Origin of the sequence: Selenomonas sp. oral taxon 892 str. F0426 (assembly GCF_000468035.1) — a bacterium.
GTDB lineage: Bacteria > Bacillota > Negativicutes > Selenomonadales > Selenomonadaceae > Centipeda.
In genome coordinates, this window is the sequence record NZ_KI260513.1 from 12405 (window position 1) to 29338 (window position 16934).

The 16934-nt window shown below is 55.7% G+C and carries 18 protein-coding genes; 4 read left to right on the plus strand and 14 right to left on the minus strand.

Annotated features, from left to right (window positions below; all coding sequences use genetic code 11):
• The first annotated feature begins 24 nt into the window (after window positions 1–24).
• Window positions 25–369: a cupin domain-containing protein gene (locus HMPREF1992_RS00120; protein ID WP_021683758.1), complete on the plus strand. Its 345-nt coding sequence runs from the start codon at window positions 25–27 to the stop codon at window positions 367–369.
• Between the two features lie 66 nt (window positions 370–435).
• On the opposite strand, the gene HMPREF1992_RS00125 is transcribed toward HMPREF1992_RS00120, so the two are convergent.
• From HMPREF1992_RS00125 to ftsE, 8 genes are all read right to left on the minus strand, one after another.
• Window positions 436–1650: an ABC transporter permease gene (locus HMPREF1992_RS00125; RefSeq protein WP_021683759.1), complete on the minus strand. Its 1215-nt coding sequence runs from the start codon at window positions 1648–1650 to the stop codon at window positions 436–438.
• Window positions 1640–2359 carry an ABC transporter ATP-binding protein gene (locus HMPREF1992_RS00130; protein ID WP_021683760.1) on the minus strand — a complete coding sequence of 240 codons (720 nt, stop codon included), beginning with the start codon at window positions 2357–2359 and terminating at the stop codon, window positions 1640–1642. The genes HMPREF1992_RS00125 and HMPREF1992_RS00130 overlap by 11 nt, the downstream gene beginning before the upstream one ends.
• 15 nt (window positions 2360–2374) lie before the next feature.
• Window positions 2375–3481, minus strand: coding sequence for an efflux RND transporter periplasmic adaptor subunit (locus tag HMPREF1992_RS00135; protein WP_021683761.1), 1107 nt, complete (start codon window positions 3479–3481; stop codon window positions 2375–2377).
• The gene (locus HMPREF1992_RS00140; protein ID WP_037357674.1) at window positions 3482–4873 is read right to left on the minus strand and encodes a TolC family protein; all 1392 of its coding nucleotides are present in this window, start codon (window positions 4871–4873) and stop codon (window positions 3482–3484) included. It abuts the gene before it with no gap.
• Between the two features lie 262 nt (window positions 4874–5135).
• Window positions 5136–6281: a S41 family peptidase gene (locus tag HMPREF1992_RS00145; protein WP_021683763.1), complete on the minus strand. Its 1146-nt coding sequence runs from the start codon at window positions 6279–6281 to the stop codon at window positions 5136–5138.
• Window positions 6282–6293: 12 nt separating this feature from the next.
• Complete coding sequence (locus HMPREF1992_RS00150) at window positions 6294–7409, minus strand: murein hydrolase activator EnvC (RefSeq protein WP_037357677.1); 1116 nt, start codon at window positions 7407–7409, stop codon at window positions 6294–6296.
• Window positions 7410–7412: 3 nt separating this feature from the next.
• The gene (gene ftsX, locus HMPREF1992_RS00155) at window positions 7413–8300 is read right to left on the minus strand and encodes a permease-like cell division protein FtsX (RefSeq protein ID WP_037357680.1); all 888 of its coding nucleotides are present in this window, start codon (window positions 8298–8300) and stop codon (window positions 7413–7415) included.
• Entirely contained in the window at window positions 8290–8976 is a 687-nt protein-coding gene (gene ftsE / locus HMPREF1992_RS00160; protein WP_021683766.1) for a cell division ATP-binding protein FtsE, read from the minus strand. The genes ftsX and ftsE overlap by 11 nt, the downstream gene beginning before the upstream one ends.
• A 173-nt stretch (window positions 8977–9149) precedes the next feature.
• On the opposite strand from ftsE, the gene HMPREF1992_RS00165 reads away from it, so the two are divergent.
• From HMPREF1992_RS00165 to HMPREF1992_RS00175, 3 genes are all read left to right on the plus strand, one after another.
• A complete protein-coding gene (locus tag HMPREF1992_RS00165) occupies window positions 9150–9518 on the plus strand; it encodes a YbaN family protein (protein ID WP_021683768.1) in 369 nt (122 codons plus the stop codon).
• A gap of 110 nt (window positions 9519–9628) precedes the next feature.
• A complete protein-coding gene (locus HMPREF1992_RS00170; protein ID WP_037357683.1) occupies window positions 9629–10384 on the plus strand; it encodes an esterase family protein in 756 nt (251 codons plus the stop codon).
• Between the two features lie 12 nt (window positions 10385–10396).
• The gene (locus HMPREF1992_RS00175) at window positions 10397–11590 is read left to right on the plus strand and encodes an acetyl-CoA carboxylase biotin carboxylase subunit family protein (protein WP_021683770.1); all 1194 of its coding nucleotides are present in this window, start codon (window positions 10397–10399) and stop codon (window positions 11588–11590) included.
• A gap of 106 nt (window positions 11591–11696) precedes the next feature.
• Here HMPREF1992_RS00175 and HMPREF1992_RS00180 read toward each other — a convergent pair whose 3' ends face one another.
• The 6 genes from HMPREF1992_RS00180 to HMPREF1992_RS00205 all read right to left on the minus strand — a co-directional run bounded on the left by HMPREF1992_RS00180 (window position 11697) and on the right by HMPREF1992_RS00205 (window position 16771).
• Complete coding sequence (locus tag HMPREF1992_RS00180) at window positions 11697–12347, minus strand: class I SAM-dependent methyltransferase (protein ID WP_021683771.1); 651 nt, start codon at window positions 12345–12347, stop codon at window positions 11697–11699.
• Complete coding sequence (locus HMPREF1992_RS00185; protein WP_037357685.1) at window positions 12348–12980, minus strand: hypothetical protein; 633 nt, start codon at window positions 12978–12980, stop codon at window positions 12348–12350.
• A 231-nt stretch (window positions 12981–13211) separates the two neighbouring features.
• Entirely contained in the window at window positions 13212–13700 is a 489-nt protein-coding gene (locus tag HMPREF1992_RS00190; protein ID WP_021683773.1) for a flavodoxin, read from the minus strand.
• Between the two features lies 1 nt (window position 13701).
• Entirely contained in the window at window positions 13702–15306 is a 1605-nt protein-coding gene (locus HMPREF1992_RS00195; protein WP_051290467.1) for a DUF4127 family protein, read from the minus strand.
• Between the two features lie 35 nt (window positions 15307–15341).
• A complete protein-coding gene (locus HMPREF1992_RS00200; RefSeq protein WP_021683775.1) occupies window positions 15342–16073 on the minus strand; it encodes a hypothetical protein in 732 nt (243 codons plus the stop codon).
• Window positions 16073–16771 carry a DUF2225 domain-containing protein gene (locus HMPREF1992_RS00205; RefSeq protein WP_037357688.1) on the minus strand — a complete coding sequence of 233 codons (699 nt, stop codon included), beginning with the start codon at window positions 16769–16771 and terminating at the stop codon, window positions 16073–16075. The genes HMPREF1992_RS00200 and HMPREF1992_RS00205 overlap by 1 nt, the downstream gene beginning before the upstream one ends.
• Window positions 16772–16934 lie beyond the last annotated feature (163 nt).

The following is a 16934-nucleotide window of genomic DNA, read 5'->3' on the forward strand; positions in this document are numbered from 1 at the left end:
GAATTACAAAGGAGAGATCATTTCATGGCGATTATTGAATCCGAATACGTCGATGCCGAGAAGCGCTTCGGCGGCAACGGTACGATCCACATCCAGAAACTCATCGGTCCCGCAGAACTTGACGGAAAATGTGCGATGTATGCGCGCGTGACGATCCCACCCCACGCATCGATGGGTGTGCACAAGCACGAGGGCAATACAGAGACCTACCATATTCTCTCGGGACGTGCGCGTTACAATGACAACGGCACGGAGATCGAGATCGGCCCCGGAACAACGACGTTCTGCGCCGAGGGCGAAGTACACGCCATCGCCAATGCCTCCGAGACAGAGGATCTCGTATTTATGGCACTGATTATCAATAAGTAAAACATGATGAAACAAGCCCGCAGCGGAACATTCTGCTGCGGGCTTGTTTATTGGGTACTTTCCCGATTACTCATACCTAAGCGCGTCGATCGGATCAAGCCGTGCCGCCTTGCGTGCAGGATAGATGCCGAAGAATAGACCAATCCCGACGGCAAAGGAGAAGGAGACGAGGATCGGCAGGACAGAGATGGTGGTCGTGAGCCCGCCGAACGATCCGATTGCCTTGGAGAGCGAGACTCCGATAACGATGCCGATCACTCCGCCGACAATGCCGATAACCATGGACTCGATCATAAACTGCATGAGCACATTTGAGGAGGTCGCACCAAGGGCTTTGCGGATGCCGATCTCGCGCGTGCGCTCGGTGACGGAGACCATCATGATATTCATGATGCCAATGCCGCCCACAAGCAGAGAAATGCCCGCAATCGAGCCCAGGAGCAGCGTGAGCATATTCGTATTTTCCGTAAAGCTCTCCATGAGGCTCGTCATGTTGCGAACGGCGAAATCATCCTCTGCACCATGCTGAATGTGATGCCGCTGACGCAGCAGACTCTCGACGTCTGCCTGCACCTGATTCATCCGTTCGGGGCTCGATACCTGTATGTTGATAGAGTGGATGTGTGTAATGGCGAGCATGCGCTCCTGCGCCGTCGTGATGGGAATGTAGATGACATCGTCCTGATCCTGTCCGATGGACTGCCCCTTTTCCTCTGTCAGTCCGATGACCTTGAACGGCTGATTGTTGATGCGGATGTTCTTGCCGACAGGATTCTCCGCGCCAAACAGATTGCTTGCGACGGTCGGCCCGATGACGGCGACGCGGCTGCGCTTCTTGATGTCGCTCGCCGTAATAAACGAACCACTTGCAACCTTCAGAGAGCGAATCTGCATGAGTTCGGGAGCAACGCCCTCTACTGTCGTATTCCAGTTGAGATTGCCATTGACGACCTGATAGGCGGTGGAAACGGTGGGAGAAGCGTAGTCAATTCCCTTAATCTTGGCTGCAATCGCCTGGGCATCGTCGTATTTGAGCGATTTACGCGAGCCCGCTCCCCCATGTACGCCGCCATGATGCGCCGAACCGGGCATGACGATGAGCATATTCGAGCCGAGACTCGCAAAGGAGTCTGCAACACTCGTCCGCACGCCCATACCGATGGAAACCATCGCGATGACGGCGCCAACGCCGATGATGATGCCGAGCATGGTGAGGAGGGAGCGGAGCTTGTTCGCAAGGAGAGCATTCAGTGCCATGCCGAAGCATTCCTTAAACAACATCCATCACGACCCCCTTCCCCTCATCACGCGTAATCCTGCCGTCACGGACGAGCAGCTGACGACTCGCACGCATGGCAATCTCCGGCTCGTGTGTGACGAGAATGATCGTATGCCCCTTCTCGTGCATCCGCTCAAATATGTCCATGATCTCCTTCGTGGACTTCGTGTCGAGGTTGCCCGTCGGCTCATCCGCCATGATAATGTGCGGTTCGTTCACAAGAGCGCGTGCAATGGCGACGCGCTGGCGCTGTCCGCCCGAAAGTTCATTGGGGAGATGCTTTCCGCGGTCGGCAAGTCCCACGGCACTGAGCACCTCCTCCGCACGCTCCGTCCGTGCACGCCGTCCCACGCCTGCATAGACCAGTGGCAGCGCGACGTTGTCCAGTGCGGAGATACGCGGAAGCAGGTTGAAGTTCTGAAAGACAAAGCCAATCTTCTTGTTGCGCGTCGCGGCGAGCGCATCGTCGCTGAGCCCCGCGACCTCCGCGCCGTCGAGCATATAGGAGCCCTCACTCGGACGGTCAAGACAACCGAGAATATTCATGAGCGTAGATTTCCCGGAGCCCGAGGGTCCCATGAGTGCGGCAAATTCACCGCGCCCAATATCGAGGTCGATGCCGTCGAGCGCGGCAAGCGTCTCACCGCCGATGCGGTAGAGCTTGCGAATCCCGCGCAGGCGAATGGTCGAGGGCATTTCTTTTTGTTCCATCGAAATCCCCCCGTATCAGAACGGCGGCGGTCCGCCCGCCTGCATACTCATCGGAACGACCTTTGCCGTGTAGGTACTGACGACGCGCTCTCCCTCACTGAGTCCCGAAAGGATCTCCACATACTCATCGCTGTAGATGCCCGTCTCCACGTAGCGAGTCTCCTGCGTCCCATCCTCCTGCAGGACGAGGACATAGGATCCCACTGCGTCCGTCTTGAGCGTGGAAAGAGGCACGACGAGCGCATCGTTCCGATCTGCCGTATTGATGACAACGCGCGCCGTCATCGCAGGCAGGAGGAGATTGCCCGGATCGTCCACATCAAGCGTCACATAGTAGTAGATGACACTCGCGCTCGACGAGGAGGATGAAGACGACGAACTCGTATCCCAGCTGTTCGACACATCAGTCTGCGAGATCTTTGAGACGCGTGCCGTAAATTTCTGATCGGTATAGGCATCGACGGTGAAGGTCGCCTCCTGCCCGATACGGATGTTTCCGATGTCGGTCTCGTCCACCTTCGCCTTGATCTGCTTTTTCGAGAGATCCGCGATGCGCATGATGACGGTCGGGTTATCCGAGCCCTGCACTGCCATCGATCCTGCCGTCTTCGGCTCGCCCACGACAACACCCGAGATCGGCGCGGTGATGATCGTCTCGTTCGCATCGGAGTTCGCTTCCTCCAGCGTCGACTGCGCCGTATCGTAGTTGTATTCCGCATCCTCGAGATCGGACTTGGACTTCGCCCCGATGCTCTCGAGGTAGCTCATGCGGTTGTATTTCGCCCGCGTATTCGTCACGCGGTACTGTGCCTGATCCCGCTTTGCCTCATAGTCCTTGCCGTCGAGTGTCGCGACGATCTGCCCCGCTGTAACGGTATCGTTCTCCTTGACGAGAACGGAGGTGATGCGCGCCGTGATCTTGGAACTGACCTCCACAGAGTCCACAGGACGGATCGTGCCCGTTGCCTCAACGGTCGACTTGATGTCCATGCGCTGCACTGCTACCGTCTCGACTGCCTGTGCCGATTGGTCTGCCGCACTCGATTCCATATACCAATATACGCCGCCCGCGACCAGTACAGCCGCCAAAACGCCGATGCCGATGATTTTGCCACGTTTCATTTACTTCACCTTCTTCGCTGCAGCATCCGTACCGCCCTCAATATATGACGCCTTCGCTGCTGCACGCTCCTCTGCGGTCACAGCGGGAAGCCCCTCAGCCGCCGCATGCTCGCTTTCCGTCAGTTCTGTCCCCATCAGATTCTCGACCTGTGCGCGATAGCGTGCGTAGTCATAGCGCGCACTGATCGCATTCGTCTCCGCCGTGGCAAGCGCCGTCTGCGCGTCGATGATGTCGAGGAGAATGCCCTCACCCGCACGATAGCGTTCATTTGCAATATGATAATCCTCGCGTGCCTGACGAACCGCATCCCCGGTTGAGGTGAAGCGCTGTTCTGCCTCACGCATATTGAGGTATGCCTTGCGGAGGTTCAGATCAATGCTCTCTTCCTCCTTCTTCACGTTCAGCAGGGCGATGTCGCGCTCCGCCTCTGCCTCCTCAATCGCTCCGCGCGTGACACCGCCGTCAAAGATGTTCCAGCTGACGCCGACGGAGGCAGACACGTCTGAGCTCGTATCATGACGCGGCCGGAACTGACTGGTCAGCCCCGTGCCGAGCGTGAGATTGACGCTCGGTCTCTTCCCTGCCCGTGCACTCTCGACGGCGAGCTCGCGCTGACGGAGCTTTGCACGCGCGGCGGCGAGGTCCAGTCTGCTGCGATGGGCATAGGAAATACAGTTGTCGACGGAGGTGTCGAAGGGCTGATACGAAACCTCTGTCGTGAGCGTCAGCGGTTCCGCACGGTCAATGTTCAGCAGGTTCCGCAGAGTCGCGAGATGCACCACATAGGAATTCTCAGCGCGAACGAGTTCCTGCCGCGCATTCGATAGCTCCACAGAGGAGCGCAGCACATCGATTTTCGCCTGTGCACCCGCCTCGTAGAGCGCGGTGACATTCTTCAGATGCGCATCGTATTTATTCACTGTATCGCGCTGCACATCGATCTTTTTGCTTGCCTCCACTGCATCCCAGTAAGCGGCGGTCACCTCGTATTTCAGCTCCTCACGCGCACGCTCGGTGGTGAGACGCGCCGCACGCGTGCCGATCTCACTGGACTCAATGTTCGCCTCATTTGCACCGCCGCTGTAGAGCGGAAGACGTGCCGAGACAGACAGACTGTTGCTTGTCTGTGCATCCTCGTCCTTCACCTTGCTGGTACGCAGTGTGTCGGATACCTCTGCTGAAATGCTGTTCTTCCCACGCGCCTGCTTCAGCGCGGCATCTGACGTCCGCTCACCCATCTGCGTGACGCGCAGCCCCGTATTCGCGGCAAGCGCCGTCTGGATTGCCTCCGCGAGCGTAAGGTTCATCGCATCTGCAGGCATGGGCAAAGCGAGCGCCGAGCTCAGCACAAATGCGGCAAACACATGCCGTCTGCGCCCCTCTTTATGCATAAAATCTTCCTCCATACTAGGGACACACTGATAAATTCAGCACCGTCATCTTAGCCTATCTTTTTCGCCCTGTCTTTGTCGACAAATCCTTCACATAGCTTTGGCTATGCGTCCGGTTTATCTCCTTGACAGGACAAAAAAACTGCACCAATCCGACGGATTTCATTTTATCAGCGATTCCCTAGGAAATAAGTCCATATAATAATGCGCCCATGCTAACGCAAGGGCGCTATGCCTTTATTAGAGAAGTGTTATTTTTTCCTTAAAGCGAAGGATGTTCCGTGAGATACTGCTTCGCCGCCTCGAACTGAACATCCTTCGTATCGGAGGGCGAACGCTCAATGACAATATCCGGCGTGATGCCTGTGCCGTCGATGGAGCGGCCGTTTGGCGTCACATACTTTGCAATCGTGAGCTTCAGCCCGTCCTCGTGAAAGAGCGGCAGAACGGCCTGTACGGAGCCTTTGCCATAGGAGGTCGTGCCGATGATCGTACCCGCACCTGTATCCTGCAGGGCACCCGCGAGGATCTCCGAGGCACTCGCGCTGTTCTCGTCAATGAGTACGACAATCGGATATTTTCGTGCGGCAAGGGAGGAACGATAGACCTCCTCTCCCCCGTCGCGGTCGATCACAGAAACGATCGTACCCGCTGGGACAACCTGTTCGGCAACGGCAACACAGCTTGTAATCAGGCCCCCCGGGTTTGCACGCAGATCGATGATGAGAGAGGTCATACCGCTCCCCGCAAGACGGTTCATCTCTGAGGTGAACTCATCTCCCGTATGCTCAGCGAACGAGCCGATGCGAATGTAGCCCATTGTCGTCCCCTCGACCATCATCCCCCGAACAGACGGCACCTGTATGACATCGCGCGTGATCGTATAGTCCTGTTCCGTTCCATCACGCAGGATACGGAGAACAACCTGTGTCCCCGCCTCACCGCGGATACGCAAGGCAACCTCCTCATTCTGCAAAGCATTCGTCGGCGTACCGTCCACCGCGAGAATCTCATCCCCTGCACGCAAACCTGCAGTCTCACCCGGTGTGCCCTCGAGTACAGAGATGATCCGCACGACATTGTCCTTAAACCCCATCGTCACGCCGATGCCGCCAAACGATCCCTCCGTGTGCTGGCGCAGTTCCTTGAACATCGAGGGCGGCATATAGACGGAATGGGGATCGTCAAGCGATGCAACCATGCCGTCAATCGCACCGTCGATGAGTGCAGTCGTATTCGGCGCATTCACATAGCGTGCCTGGATGAACTTCATCACGCCGAAAAATCGCAGTACATCGTCCGCATACAGGCCCATGGAGCGGAGACCCGCCCCCGCCGCGAACAGTGTCAGCATACTCCCAAGGAGGGCTGACAGAACAACGACGATAATTAGTTTTTTTCTGTTCATATTCTCTTTCGTTTACAGATACGCCAGTGGGTTGACCGGCTCACCATTCACACGCACCTCAAAGTGACAATGCGGTCCCGTAGAGTTGCCCGTCGATCCGCATTCGGCGATCAGCTCGCCCTGTTCCACACTCTGTCCCGTGCTCACATCGAGCGACTGACAGTGTCCGTAGAGTGTGGAGATGCCTCCGCCGTGGTTGATGATAACGGCATTGCCATAGCCCGAGATCCAGCCCGCATACTCGACTGTCCCCGCCTGTGCCGCATAAATCGGATCGCCATAGTCACCGCCGATGTCAACGCCGCTGTGGAATCGCTGGGTTCCCGTGATGGGGTGTGTACGCCAGCCAAAATCGGAGGTAATCGGTCCCGCGAGCGGCCAAATCATCGCACCCGAGCCCTGCACGGGGAGATTGCGCAGGCCGCTGCGCTGCAGCATACGGGTAATGCGTTCCGACGCCGCGCGAGATTCATCCTGCTTGCGGTCAATCGTCGCCTTGTCGTACTTCATCTGGTCGATGAGCGCCTGCTGCGCCTCGACCTTCTCCTCCATTGCGAGACGCGCCTCACGAGCCTTCTTCTCAAGCGGTTCCTGCGCCGCCCGATCCTTCTCGAGCTCCTCTTTCAGCGCGAGCATCGCATTGCGTTGGGTCAGCACCTCATATACGAGGTCATAGTCCTGCTTGATGACGCGCTTTAGGAGATCCATGCGCGTCAGGAAATCCGAAAAATCCTTTGCCCCAAAGAGGACATCCACATAGGAGATCTGACCGTTGATATAAATATCGCGAACACGTTTCCCAAGCGCATCGCTCTTGCGTTCGTAGTCACGCTCGGCAGCCTCAAGTTTTTCCTCGTTCTCCTCGAGACGCTCGAGTGTCGCATTGAGTTCGGCACGACGCGCCTTGTGTTCGGCGATTGCCGTGCCGGCCTCCTCGTCAAGGATGCGCTTCTGCTCCGAGAGCGAGTCGATCTTGCCCGCCAGCTCCTCGCTCTGCCGCCCCAGCTCCTCAGCCTGCGCATCATAGTTGTCACGCTCCTCCTCGAGCGTTGCCGCCACGCCCTGCCCAGCCGTAAAAAAGGTCACGGCAAGCGCAAAGCAGAGCGTTTTTTTCATTGCTGATCTCATCAATTACACCTTCAGGAACCGTTTGAGGGACACCCATGCGCCCGCCGCACCAATCGCCATGCCGAGCAGAACAATGACAATGCTCACATACGTCATGAATGGGGACTGCGGAATGAGCGGGAAAAACGCCAGCGTATCGTAGACCTTGCTCGTCACACCCGCATAGAAGCTGCGCAGGACAAAAGCAGCGATCATCCCGCCGATGCACCCAAGAACGACGCCCTCAAGCACAAACGGCCAGCGGATGAACTCATCCGTCGCCCCGACGTATTTCATGATCGCAATCTCACGCCGCCGCGCAAACACCGTCAGGCGAATCGTATTCGCAATGATGAAGACCGTTGCGCCGCCGAGCAGGAGAATCAGCAATACGCCAAAAATGCGGACGAGGCGTGTAATATCAAAGAGATGCTCCACCACATCCTGACCATATTTCGCCGACTCCACGCCGTCCATGCGCTCGATCTGCTTTGCCGCCGTCTCTACCATATCTGGCTGACGCACTGTCACCTCATAGGCATTCGGCAGCGGATTCTTGTCCCCGAGCGCATCCAGCAGATATTTCTGCTCACCCAAGCGCTCCGAGAGGCGTGCGCGCGCCTCCTCACGGCTCACATAGGTAACCGACTCGATCCCTTGCAGCGCACGGATCTTTGCTCCCAGCTCTTCCTCCGCGTCCTCCTCGATATCATCCTGCATATAGACACTGATCTGTACCTGCGACTCGAGGAGCGATGCCGCCCGATTCATATTGAGCGCGAGAATGAGAAAGACGCCGAGGATGAAAAGAGATACCGCAACCGTACCGACCGCCGCGAACGTCATCCAATTGTTGCGGCGCAGGGAGCGAAAGACCTCCTGCACATAGTATTCGGCGGTTCTAATCTTCATATCCATAACCTCCGCGCAGCTCATCACGCACAATGTGCCCGCCCTCAATGGCAATGACACGGCGCTGCATCGTATCGACGATGTTCTTGTCATGGGTCGCCATGACAATCGTCGTCCCTGCGGCATTGATCCGCTTGAAAATATCCATAATATCCCAACTCGTCTCGGGATCAAGATTCCCCGTCGGCTCATCCGCAATGAGGATTGCGGGATCGTTCACGATCGCACGCGCAATGGCCACGCGCTGCTGCTCACCGCCCGAGAGCTGTGAGGGGAAATTACGGTACTTATCACGCAGCCCGACTACGTCGAGCACGGCATTCACACGCCGCTGGATCATCTGGCGCGGAGCCTCGATAACGCGCATCGCAAAGGCAACGTTCTCGTATACCGTCTTGTCCGACAACAGCCGATAGTCCTGGAAGATCACGCCAAGTCCACGCCGGAGATACGGCACATCCTTGAGATCCATGTTGACGACATCATGCCCATTGACGAAGAGCTCCCCCTCCGTCGGCAGCTCCTCGCGAAAGAGCAGCTTGATGAACGTGGACTTACCGGCGCCGCTGACGCCGACGACAAAGATAAAATCCCCCTTGCCAATCTCAATGCTTACATGATCGAGTGCAACGGCGCCATTATCATATACTTTTGAGACATTTTTCATTCGAATCATAGGTTCGTCTCATTCCTCTCCAATTCTGGGTGCCTCCATATGAATCAGGAGTCCCTAAAAACCATCCCTCATTATATCACAAATCAAAAAAACTACAAAACGGTGCGTTGCCATTTTTTCCCACACATGGTATTCTTCTTGATAAAAGTTATCTATAATTTAGAGGAAATCCAATGATTTTCAAAAAAATTTTCTATGTATCCCTCGGTCTTCTCAGCCTGGGACTCGGTATACTTGGTGCCTTTCTTCCCATCCTGCCGACCGTTCCTTTCGTTTTGCTTGCGGCCTTCTGTTTTGCCCGAGGGTCGCACCGCATGGATGCATGGCTGCGCACGACACAGATCTATCGCCAGACCATGCTCCTTATGAGGAACGGACGACGCGGCATGACCATCGCACAGAAACTGCGCATCATGCTCCCCATAACCACCCTCATGGGCATTTCCATACTCCTGACCGATCACCCACACGCACGCATCGCCATTGCTGTCATGTGGGTGCTGCACGTTATTCTTTTTGTCTTTCGCATTCCCACTATCTGAAAATAATTCGAGTAAATCCATAGGGAATCAATGCCGTATTTCATTTGACAAAGTGATACGGATTCGCTAGAGTATATATGTTAGCATATGCAAATCCATGGAGGCTATTTATGACAAACTGCAAAGAAATAAATTGGCATAGTACGCGGCTCAACCGTTTGATGAGCATACGCGTCTATGGGAATGCCTCCGGCGTTCCCATCCTCGTCTTTCCAACGCAAGATGCGATGAGCGACAACTTCGAGAACTTCGGCATGATCGATGCCGTCTCGGATGATCTTGCACGCGGTCGCATCCAGCTCTTCTGCGTGGACACCGTCGACACTGAGACATGGTCGAATACCTGGGGCGACAAAAGTTGGCGTGCAAACCGACAGGAACAATACTACGCCTACATCATTGACGAGGTCGTGCCGCATATACGAGCAGAGAATACGAGCGGACGTCTGCCCGTCGCCGCTGGATGCAGCCTCGGCGCGCTCCATGCTGCCATCGTGTTCTTCCGTCGTCCCGACCTCTTTGACGGCGTACTTTCCCTCTCTGGCGTCTACGATGCGAAATTCTTCACCGACGGCTGGATGAACGATGTTCTCTACGACAACTCACCGATCGACTTCCTCTCCAATATGCCGGGTGAACATCCCTACATTGATCTCTACAACCAACGGCGCATCGTCCTCTGCGTCGGACAGGGACGCTGGGAGGAGGAAGGCCGCCGTACAACCGCGCTCATGGGCGACATTCTCTACAGCAAAGATATTCATGCATGGATCGATTTCTGGGGCTACGATGTCGATCATGACTGGGACTGGTGGAAGAAGCAGTTCGTTTACTTCCTCCCCTTTGTCCTGCGTGAAGAGGCTTGAGGAGGTATCCTGATGAACTTTATCTTTATTTCTCCACAGTTCCCACGCGTCTACTGGAACTTCTGCGACCGCCTGAAAAAGAAGGGCGTCAACGTCCTCGGTATCGGCGACACTCCCTACGATCAGCTGGCGCATGAGGTACGCGAGTCGCTGACCGAGTACTACTTTGCCCCATCGCTGGCCGACTACGATCAGATGCTGCGCGCTGTCGCATTCTTTACCTTCAAATATGGACGCATCGATTGGATCGAGTCCAACAATGAGTTCTGGCTCGAAAGCGATGCACGCCTGCGCACAGACTTCAACATCCGCACGGGCTGGCAGAGCTCCGACATGGAACATATCAAGAACAAGTCCGCCATGAAGCCATACTACAAAAAGGCAGGCATCCCAACGGCACGACTCACAAAGGTTACAACCCTCGCCGCCGCAGAGGAGTTCCTGGCGGCGGTGGGCTATCCCGTCATCGTCAAGCCCGATACGGGTGTCGGTGCCACAGACACCTACCGCATCGACAATGGCGATGAGCTGCACCATTTCTACGCCTCAAAACCAATCCATCCATATGTCATGGAGGAATTCGTAACCGGTGACATCTGCTCCTATGATGCCATCGTCGACGCAGACTCTAATCCGATCTTCGAGTCCATGACCGTCTGGCCCCCATCCGTCATGGATATTGTCCTCTATCAGCTCGACCTCTCCTACTACACGACGGATATCGTTCCTGAGGCACTGAAAAAAGCTGGCCGTGCGACACTCAAAGCATTTGGCGTGCACAGCCGCTTCGTTCACTTCGAGTTCTTCCGGCTCACGAAGGCAAAGCCTGGACTTGGCGATGTCGGTGACTTCGTTGGACTCGAGGTCAATATGCGTCCTGCAGGCGGCTACACAACCGACATGATGAACTTCGCCCACTCCACGGATGTGTACGAGATCTGGGCAGATATGATCACAGCGAACCGCCGCCTTCTCCCCGATCGGAACGAACACTGCTACTGCGCATACGCAAGCCGCCGTGATTTCCATCACTACGTGCACACACATGAGGAGATTCTCGCACGCTACGCAGGCAAAATTGTCATGTGCGAGCGCATGCCGGAGATGATGTGGCCGCAGATGGGCAACCATATGTATACGGCAAAGCTGAGCGGGCAGACAGAGACCGATGAGTTTATCCGTTTTGTCCACGAACAGCAGGTATAACGGCACTAAAAAAGTTGTTGTATGAGATCATGTAGTGACCCCCAAAAGTTAGATTCTCTAAGTCTAACTTTTGGGGGTCAGGTCAACCTCGTACAACAACTTTTTATTACCGCACACCGCGCACGGCGATCCAATATTCTCCGTCCTGAAAGTCCATGTGTACAGACTGAAACCCCGCTGCACAGAAAAGCTGCTCGAACTCCTCAGGGGTCGGATTCGTCAGATTATAGTCCGCAATCTTCGTGCGGATGCCCGCAGGGAGATCATCCCGCCCGTAGATGTCTGCAAGCAGGAGGAACGTGCCGCCCGGCTTTATCACACGAGCGACTTCCTTCAAACATTCTTCGGGCCTCGGCCAAAAATAAAAACTCTCCACCGTCACTGCTGCATCGAAATGCGCATCATCAAAAGGAAGTGCTTCGACCGATCCGTGTAGGATCTCCGCACGTCCCACCTCGATGAGTTCGGCATTGAACGCACGCGATGCCTCTACCGAGGTCTCAGCGTAGTCAATTCCTGTGAGATGCCCCTCGGTCACGCGCTCCGCCATCCGTGCGAGTGTATTGCCGCCGCCGCAGCCAATATCGAGCACGGTATCGCCCGCACGGAGGTCGATGTGCGTGAGGCCCCAGTCCACGAGCCGCGCATGGCTCTCGTTCATACGCGCCAGCATCGCACGCCCTGCAGGCCCCTCGGGGCGGCGCGGATTCCCTTCTGCCGTCTCAGGATCTATTTTCTGCCAGTCTGCCTCTGCCATTTATTCCACCCCCATGGTCTGTTTCGATAGATCAAAGCCGAACTGCATCGGATCGACAGGATCCCATATCCTGGTCTCCTCGTTGTAACGTGCAGGCACGTAGAACGTCACCGTCCCCACTGGTTCGAGCTGACGAAACGCCTCCACCGTCGCATCCACTGCCGTTTTGCGCACTTCCTCGGGGGTGCTGTCCAGCTTCATCCGCTGACGCAGGAGGGAGGTTGCCTTTTCGCGTGCCGCCGGCATGTTAAACCGTGTCACCGTCACCTCAACTGTCGCAACTCCCTTTCCCTGCTCTGACAATGCCGTCTCAACGGTCGCACTCCGCAGCGACTCCATATAGGCGTCACTGATCTCTGCCGCCTCCTCCGGTGAGAGAATGGCCCCTGTTGTCTGGAGGGCATTCGCGAATGCCGCTTTCATATTGAATGAGTCCGTCGGTGCCCCATAGGAAGTCAGCTGCTTCTGCGCCGCCTCATCCTGGCGCACGAACGCATCACAGTACATTTTGATGCTCTCAGCGGCATCCGCGCGCTCCATGCGGCCAACCGTCCCCGCATACAGAGCAACCAGACTTGCTATGGAAAAAATCCCAATGACGATCACTGGGAATCGAATCTTTGATGGTATCACCTATTTATCACTCCTCTACTATATTCTATCGCACAAAGCTCCGCACCGTATTAGGCGCGGAGCTTTATTTCATCAGAATATAATATGTTGACCGTGTTAACCCCGTGTTCCAGTCTTCCTCATGCAGCTGATTGAGATCAAATCCCCACTCCTCGAAGAAGTCACTCGCGCGGAGCAGACAGATAGCCTCCTAAAAAACACGGCTGATCTCAGCCGTGTTTTTCGTTCATATCAAATCCCAAGGGCCGCGATCCAAGAGTTGATCGCCATGGGCGTCTCCCCCATCTCGAAGCGGCGGCCTTCCTTTACCACAGCTCCCTCTGCGGAGGGGCGCAGATGTACCGTGGTCTGCCCCATCGAGCTGCCGCCCGAGGTCGCAAACGGTATGATCGTCTTGCCTGTAAGGTCATAGCTCTCAAGAAAAGTGTTGATGATGTGTGGCGCCACATACCACCAGATTGGAAAGCCAATGAAGATAACATCGTATGGTGCAAGATCGGGCAGCGGCTCCGCAATCGCAGGACGGCTGTTAGGATCACGCATCTCGATGCTGGAGCGGCTCTTTTCGTCATTCCAGTTGAGGTCATCCTGTGCATAGGGTGTCGCCGGCACGATCTCATAGAGATCTCCGCCGATCACGTCCACAATTTTATGTGCAACCTGCGCTGTTCTCCGCGAGGGAGATGCAGAGAAATAGGCGATCAGCATTTTCCCATGCATACTATCTCCTCCTAGCAAGGTATTCGGAAGCAAAGCCAGGATTCTCCAGCAGAATATCCGACTCAAACATGCGATTCCACGGGAAAGTCACAACGACGCTGTCGACCTCCGCGATCGGCGGCAGGTTCTCCTCTATGAAGCGGTTCATCATACGTGTCGATCGCATCCCAACCGCATCGATCTTCGTTCCGAGACTGCCGTAGAAACCATCGCCGCGCAGCCATGTGAGCTGACGTGCGATGATATTGCGTACGTTCGCCTGATATGCCCAGTCATCGAGGTAACGCGTCGTGAGCAGGTGATCGATGGAGTCCCCATCCATGTGACGAACGAGCATCCCCTGTCCGAGGACAAAGCCGGAACTGTTTGTCGGCGTATTCCAGCCGGCATATGCCTGTATCTTGTAGAGCAGACCGCGTCGCTGAAGCTCCTCCAAGAGGGCGTTGTCGGCACCGTTGGCAAAGGCCACATCAGCAATCGAGACGGGGTATCCTTTTGCAACGTAGTCCGCCACAACATCTGCGAAATACGCAGTGCCGTCACGCGGCGTTCCGTCATTGAGCGGAGCATTCGCCTCATAGGTGCGGCCGTCCGGGTTCGTATTCACCGTAAGTACAACGTCAGCTTTCTCTGGTGCACGCACCATCATGCCGCCCGCTGCGATGACAGCATCACCGATTGATGTTCCGATCTTTTCATCCGAGTAAGCTGGCACGGTATCCGCACCACGTCCCCAGTTATAGCGTGCAAATACGAAGGGAACCTCGTGCTTCTGCTCGTTCACGGCACGTGTCAGCATGAGCAGGGCAATCTCATCAATGCCCGCCATAGTCTGGAAGCGCGTCTTGCCGAGATCGGCGCCGGCCTCCGTCAGGTGACGGCTCTCGAGATGCGTCTGCGAAAACGGCGCATTGTCATCGCGTCCAAGCGTGAGGTAACGGAACGTACCGTGTTTGCGCAGGAGGTCGATCAGATACTCATTCACCGCATAGTTTTTCTCACGGCGTCCCATCCAATCCGCAAGCGCCTCCTTAGGGATGAGTCGTCCGAGGAAGTCGTACTCCTTGCGCTCACGGCGTGTCAGCCCCTCGACCTCCTCTTTGTCACGGAGCACGGTATAGCGGAAAATGTCCGCGCCGTAGCGGCGGTAGTACTCCGGCTCCTCATGACCCGAGGCCTCGCCGGAGCGAGGGGTTCGCATGATGGAACCAAAGACGTAGAGCGGCATCTTTGGATGAGCGCGCTGGAGTGCATCAAAACGCGCCGCACGAGCGAGCACCTGGTCACGTGAAAAGCTATGCTTGCGCGAACCAACCAGGCTGCCGTAGATCATCGCATCCGAGGAGATAACTGCAGCCTTGACCCCTGGCTGCGAGAGATTTTCATCCAGCCATGTCCAGAGTTCATCCGGATGCCCCCAGTCCTCCCGATTCCCGAGCAGCTCCATCGGCGGCACAATGACCTCGTAACCGACGCGCTGCACCACATCCGCCGTCTGCTTGTTCGAGATCGGGCGGCTGTCATGCGGGATGAAAACAATCTTTTCTGTGATCGGCGGCTTCTTCGCCGCACCCGCGAGCTGCGGCACGAGAAATACGGCCAGCATCGCAAAACATAGCATTCGAATCAAAGGGAATCTCGTCAATGTGCTCCTCCTTCTTCTGCACCCTCTCCAGTTCCTGTCGAGCCTCCGCTCTGCAGGATCGAGCGGATCGTCTCTCGGACATCATCCGGCACATTTAGTTTCATATCAAACATGATGCCGCCCTCACGCACCTCGGCGCCCTCAATCTCGATCATTTCCATCAGATTGTGGCCGCGCAGCGTCGTCTGGCCTAGCTTCGATGCCGCGAGCACCTCATGAAAATCCACATATACTTTATTGCCGCGGATATCCACCGGCAGACGATCGGATACATCGAGGCGTCCCACCATGCGCTCCACCATCGAGAGTGATACACGCGAGAACACCCAGGACACGAACCCGTGATTTGGAATATTCTTCTCCCGCACACGGTAGACGGCATACGATTTATCACCGTCATGGACAAATTCCTCAATAATTCCTGAGAGTTCGATCTTCTTATACTTTTTTGTTGTCGTACAGGTGAGATTAAGGCGCCCGTTTGCATTGGATCGAAGCACGATGCTGCGGATGCTACCCCCCGTTCCGAGGTTCTTGGCAATCGCCTCATTCATGACCGAGTCGCGCACGAAGAGATGGCCCTCAGCGATCTGCGCGAGGGTCTCACGATCCCAGGTATCGCGCAGAACAGTCAGTGCAGGGCTGTAGTCCTTGACTGCCTCACGTACTGCGCTCCAATCAATATGTTTCGCCTGTTCAATAAAACTCGCAGGAATATCAATGACCATTAGCCGTTCGCCTTCTCCGCTTCCGCCTTCTTCTCACGCAGGTCAAGCCAGAGGTTCTGCGTGCGCTCAAAGAGCTTCACATCATTCTTGCGCACCTCCTGGTCGCTCATGATCTGCGAGAGCATCTGTGTCGCCTTCTCATAGTCGCCCAGACGATAGTACGCTGCCCCCGCAATGTAGAGCGCCATACTATCGCTCATCCCGTTGATGGGGTAGTGCTCCGTCATGACTGACTTCTCATACAGCTCAGCAGCACGGCGGAGAACCTCGGCCTCCTTGTCGTGCTCCTCTGTGTCGCGGTATACCCACGCCATCCCCATGCAATAGCCTGCCTGCTTCTGCAATGTCCACCCAAGACGCTCAGCGAAGTAGATCCCCAATTTATAGGCGCGGATCGCATCCTCAACCGTACGCTCCTCCGTGTACGGCAGGTTGATCTTGCGCCCCTCAAGGAGCTCTTTGACCTTCGTCTTGTCGCGCGCGGAGAGAGGCTCCTCCGTGAACTGCTTCTCGTCTGCGGCAAATCCACAGTGCTCGCACAGCCAGACGCGATAGCGATAGGGATTCACCCCCTCGTAGCGCACGCAGAAATCCTCATCCGTCTCGAGTGTGATGAGACGTGCCTTCAGCTTCGTCACATGCGTCTTTTCCCCACAGACCGGACACGGCTTCTCGACAGTGTATGTATACTCAGCCATCATTCTTCCTCCCTACGGTTCCTTCTCTCGATTAAAAATCCACTTTAGCATACCATAAAATACGGAAAAAAGAAAGAATCACACACACCTAACGCTTCCCTAGAACTAAATTGTAAGGAATTATGCTTCATGATATAATAAAGTATTATGAGAAGTTCTATGC

Excerpts from the sequence above, each read along its gene's own strand:
- HMPREF1992_RS00120 (WP_021683758.1), top strand. The coding sequence starts at position 25 with ATGGCGATTATTGAATCCGAATACGTCGATGCCGAGAAGCGCTTCGGC.
- HMPREF1992_RS00125 (WP_021683759.1), bottom strand. The coding sequence starts at position 1,650 with ATGTTGTTTAAGGAATGCTTCGGCATGGCACTGAATGCTCTCCTTGCG.
- HMPREF1992_RS00130 (WP_021683760.1), bottom strand. The coding sequence starts at position 2,359 with ATGGAACAAAAAGAAATGCCCTCGACCATTCGCCTGCGCGGGATTCGC.
- HMPREF1992_RS00135 (WP_021683761.1), bottom strand. The coding sequence starts at position 3,481 with ATGAAACGTGGCAAAATCATCGGCATCGGCGTTTTGGCGGCTGTACTG.
- HMPREF1992_RS00140 (WP_037357674.1), bottom strand. The coding sequence starts at position 4,873 with ATGCATAAAGAGGGGCGCAGACGGCATGTGTTTGCCGCATTTGTGCTG.
- HMPREF1992_RS00145 (WP_021683763.1), bottom strand. The coding sequence starts at position 6,281 with ATGAACAGAAAAAAACTAATTATCGTCGTTGTTCTGTCAGCCCTCCTT.
- HMPREF1992_RS00150 (WP_037357677.1), bottom strand. The coding sequence starts at position 7,409 with ATGAGATCAGCAATGAAAAAAACGCTCTGCTTTGCGCTTGCCGTGACC.
- ftsX (WP_037357680.1), bottom strand. The coding sequence starts at position 8,300 with ATGAAGATTAGAACCGCCGAATACTATGTGCAGGAGGTCTTTCGCTCC.
- ftsE (WP_021683766.1), bottom strand. The coding sequence starts at position 8,976 with ATGATTCGAATGAAAAATGTCTCAAAAGTATATGATAATGGCGCCGTT.
- HMPREF1992_RS00165 (WP_021683768.1), top strand. The coding sequence starts at position 9,150 with ATGATTTTCAAAAAAATTTTCTATGTATCCCTCGGTCTTCTCAGCCTG.
- HMPREF1992_RS00170 (WP_037357683.1), top strand. The coding sequence starts at position 9,629 with ATGACAAACTGCAAAGAAATAAATTGGCATAGTACGCGGCTCAACCGT.
- HMPREF1992_RS00175 (WP_021683770.1), top strand. The coding sequence starts at position 10,397 with ATGAACTTTATCTTTATTTCTCCACAGTTCCCACGCGTCTACTGGAAC.
- HMPREF1992_RS00180 (WP_021683771.1), bottom strand. The coding sequence starts at position 12,347 with ATGGCAGAGGCAGACTGGCAGAAAATAGATCCTGAGACGGCAGAAGGG.
- HMPREF1992_RS00190 (WP_021683773.1), bottom strand. The coding sequence starts at position 13,700 with ATGCATGGGAAAATGCTGATCGCCTATTTCTCTGCATCTCCCTCGCGG.
- HMPREF1992_RS00195 (WP_051290467.1), bottom strand. The coding sequence starts at position 15,306 with ATGCTGGCCGTATTTCTCGTGCCGCAGCTCGCGGGTGCGGCGAAGAAG.
- HMPREF1992_RS00200 (WP_021683775.1), bottom strand. The coding sequence starts at position 16,073 with ATGGTCATTGATATTCCTGCGAGTTTTATTGAACAGGCGAAACATATT.
- HMPREF1992_RS00205 (WP_037357688.1), bottom strand. The coding sequence starts at position 16,771 with ATGGCTGAGTATACATACACTGTCGAGAAGCCGTGTCCGGTCTGTGGG.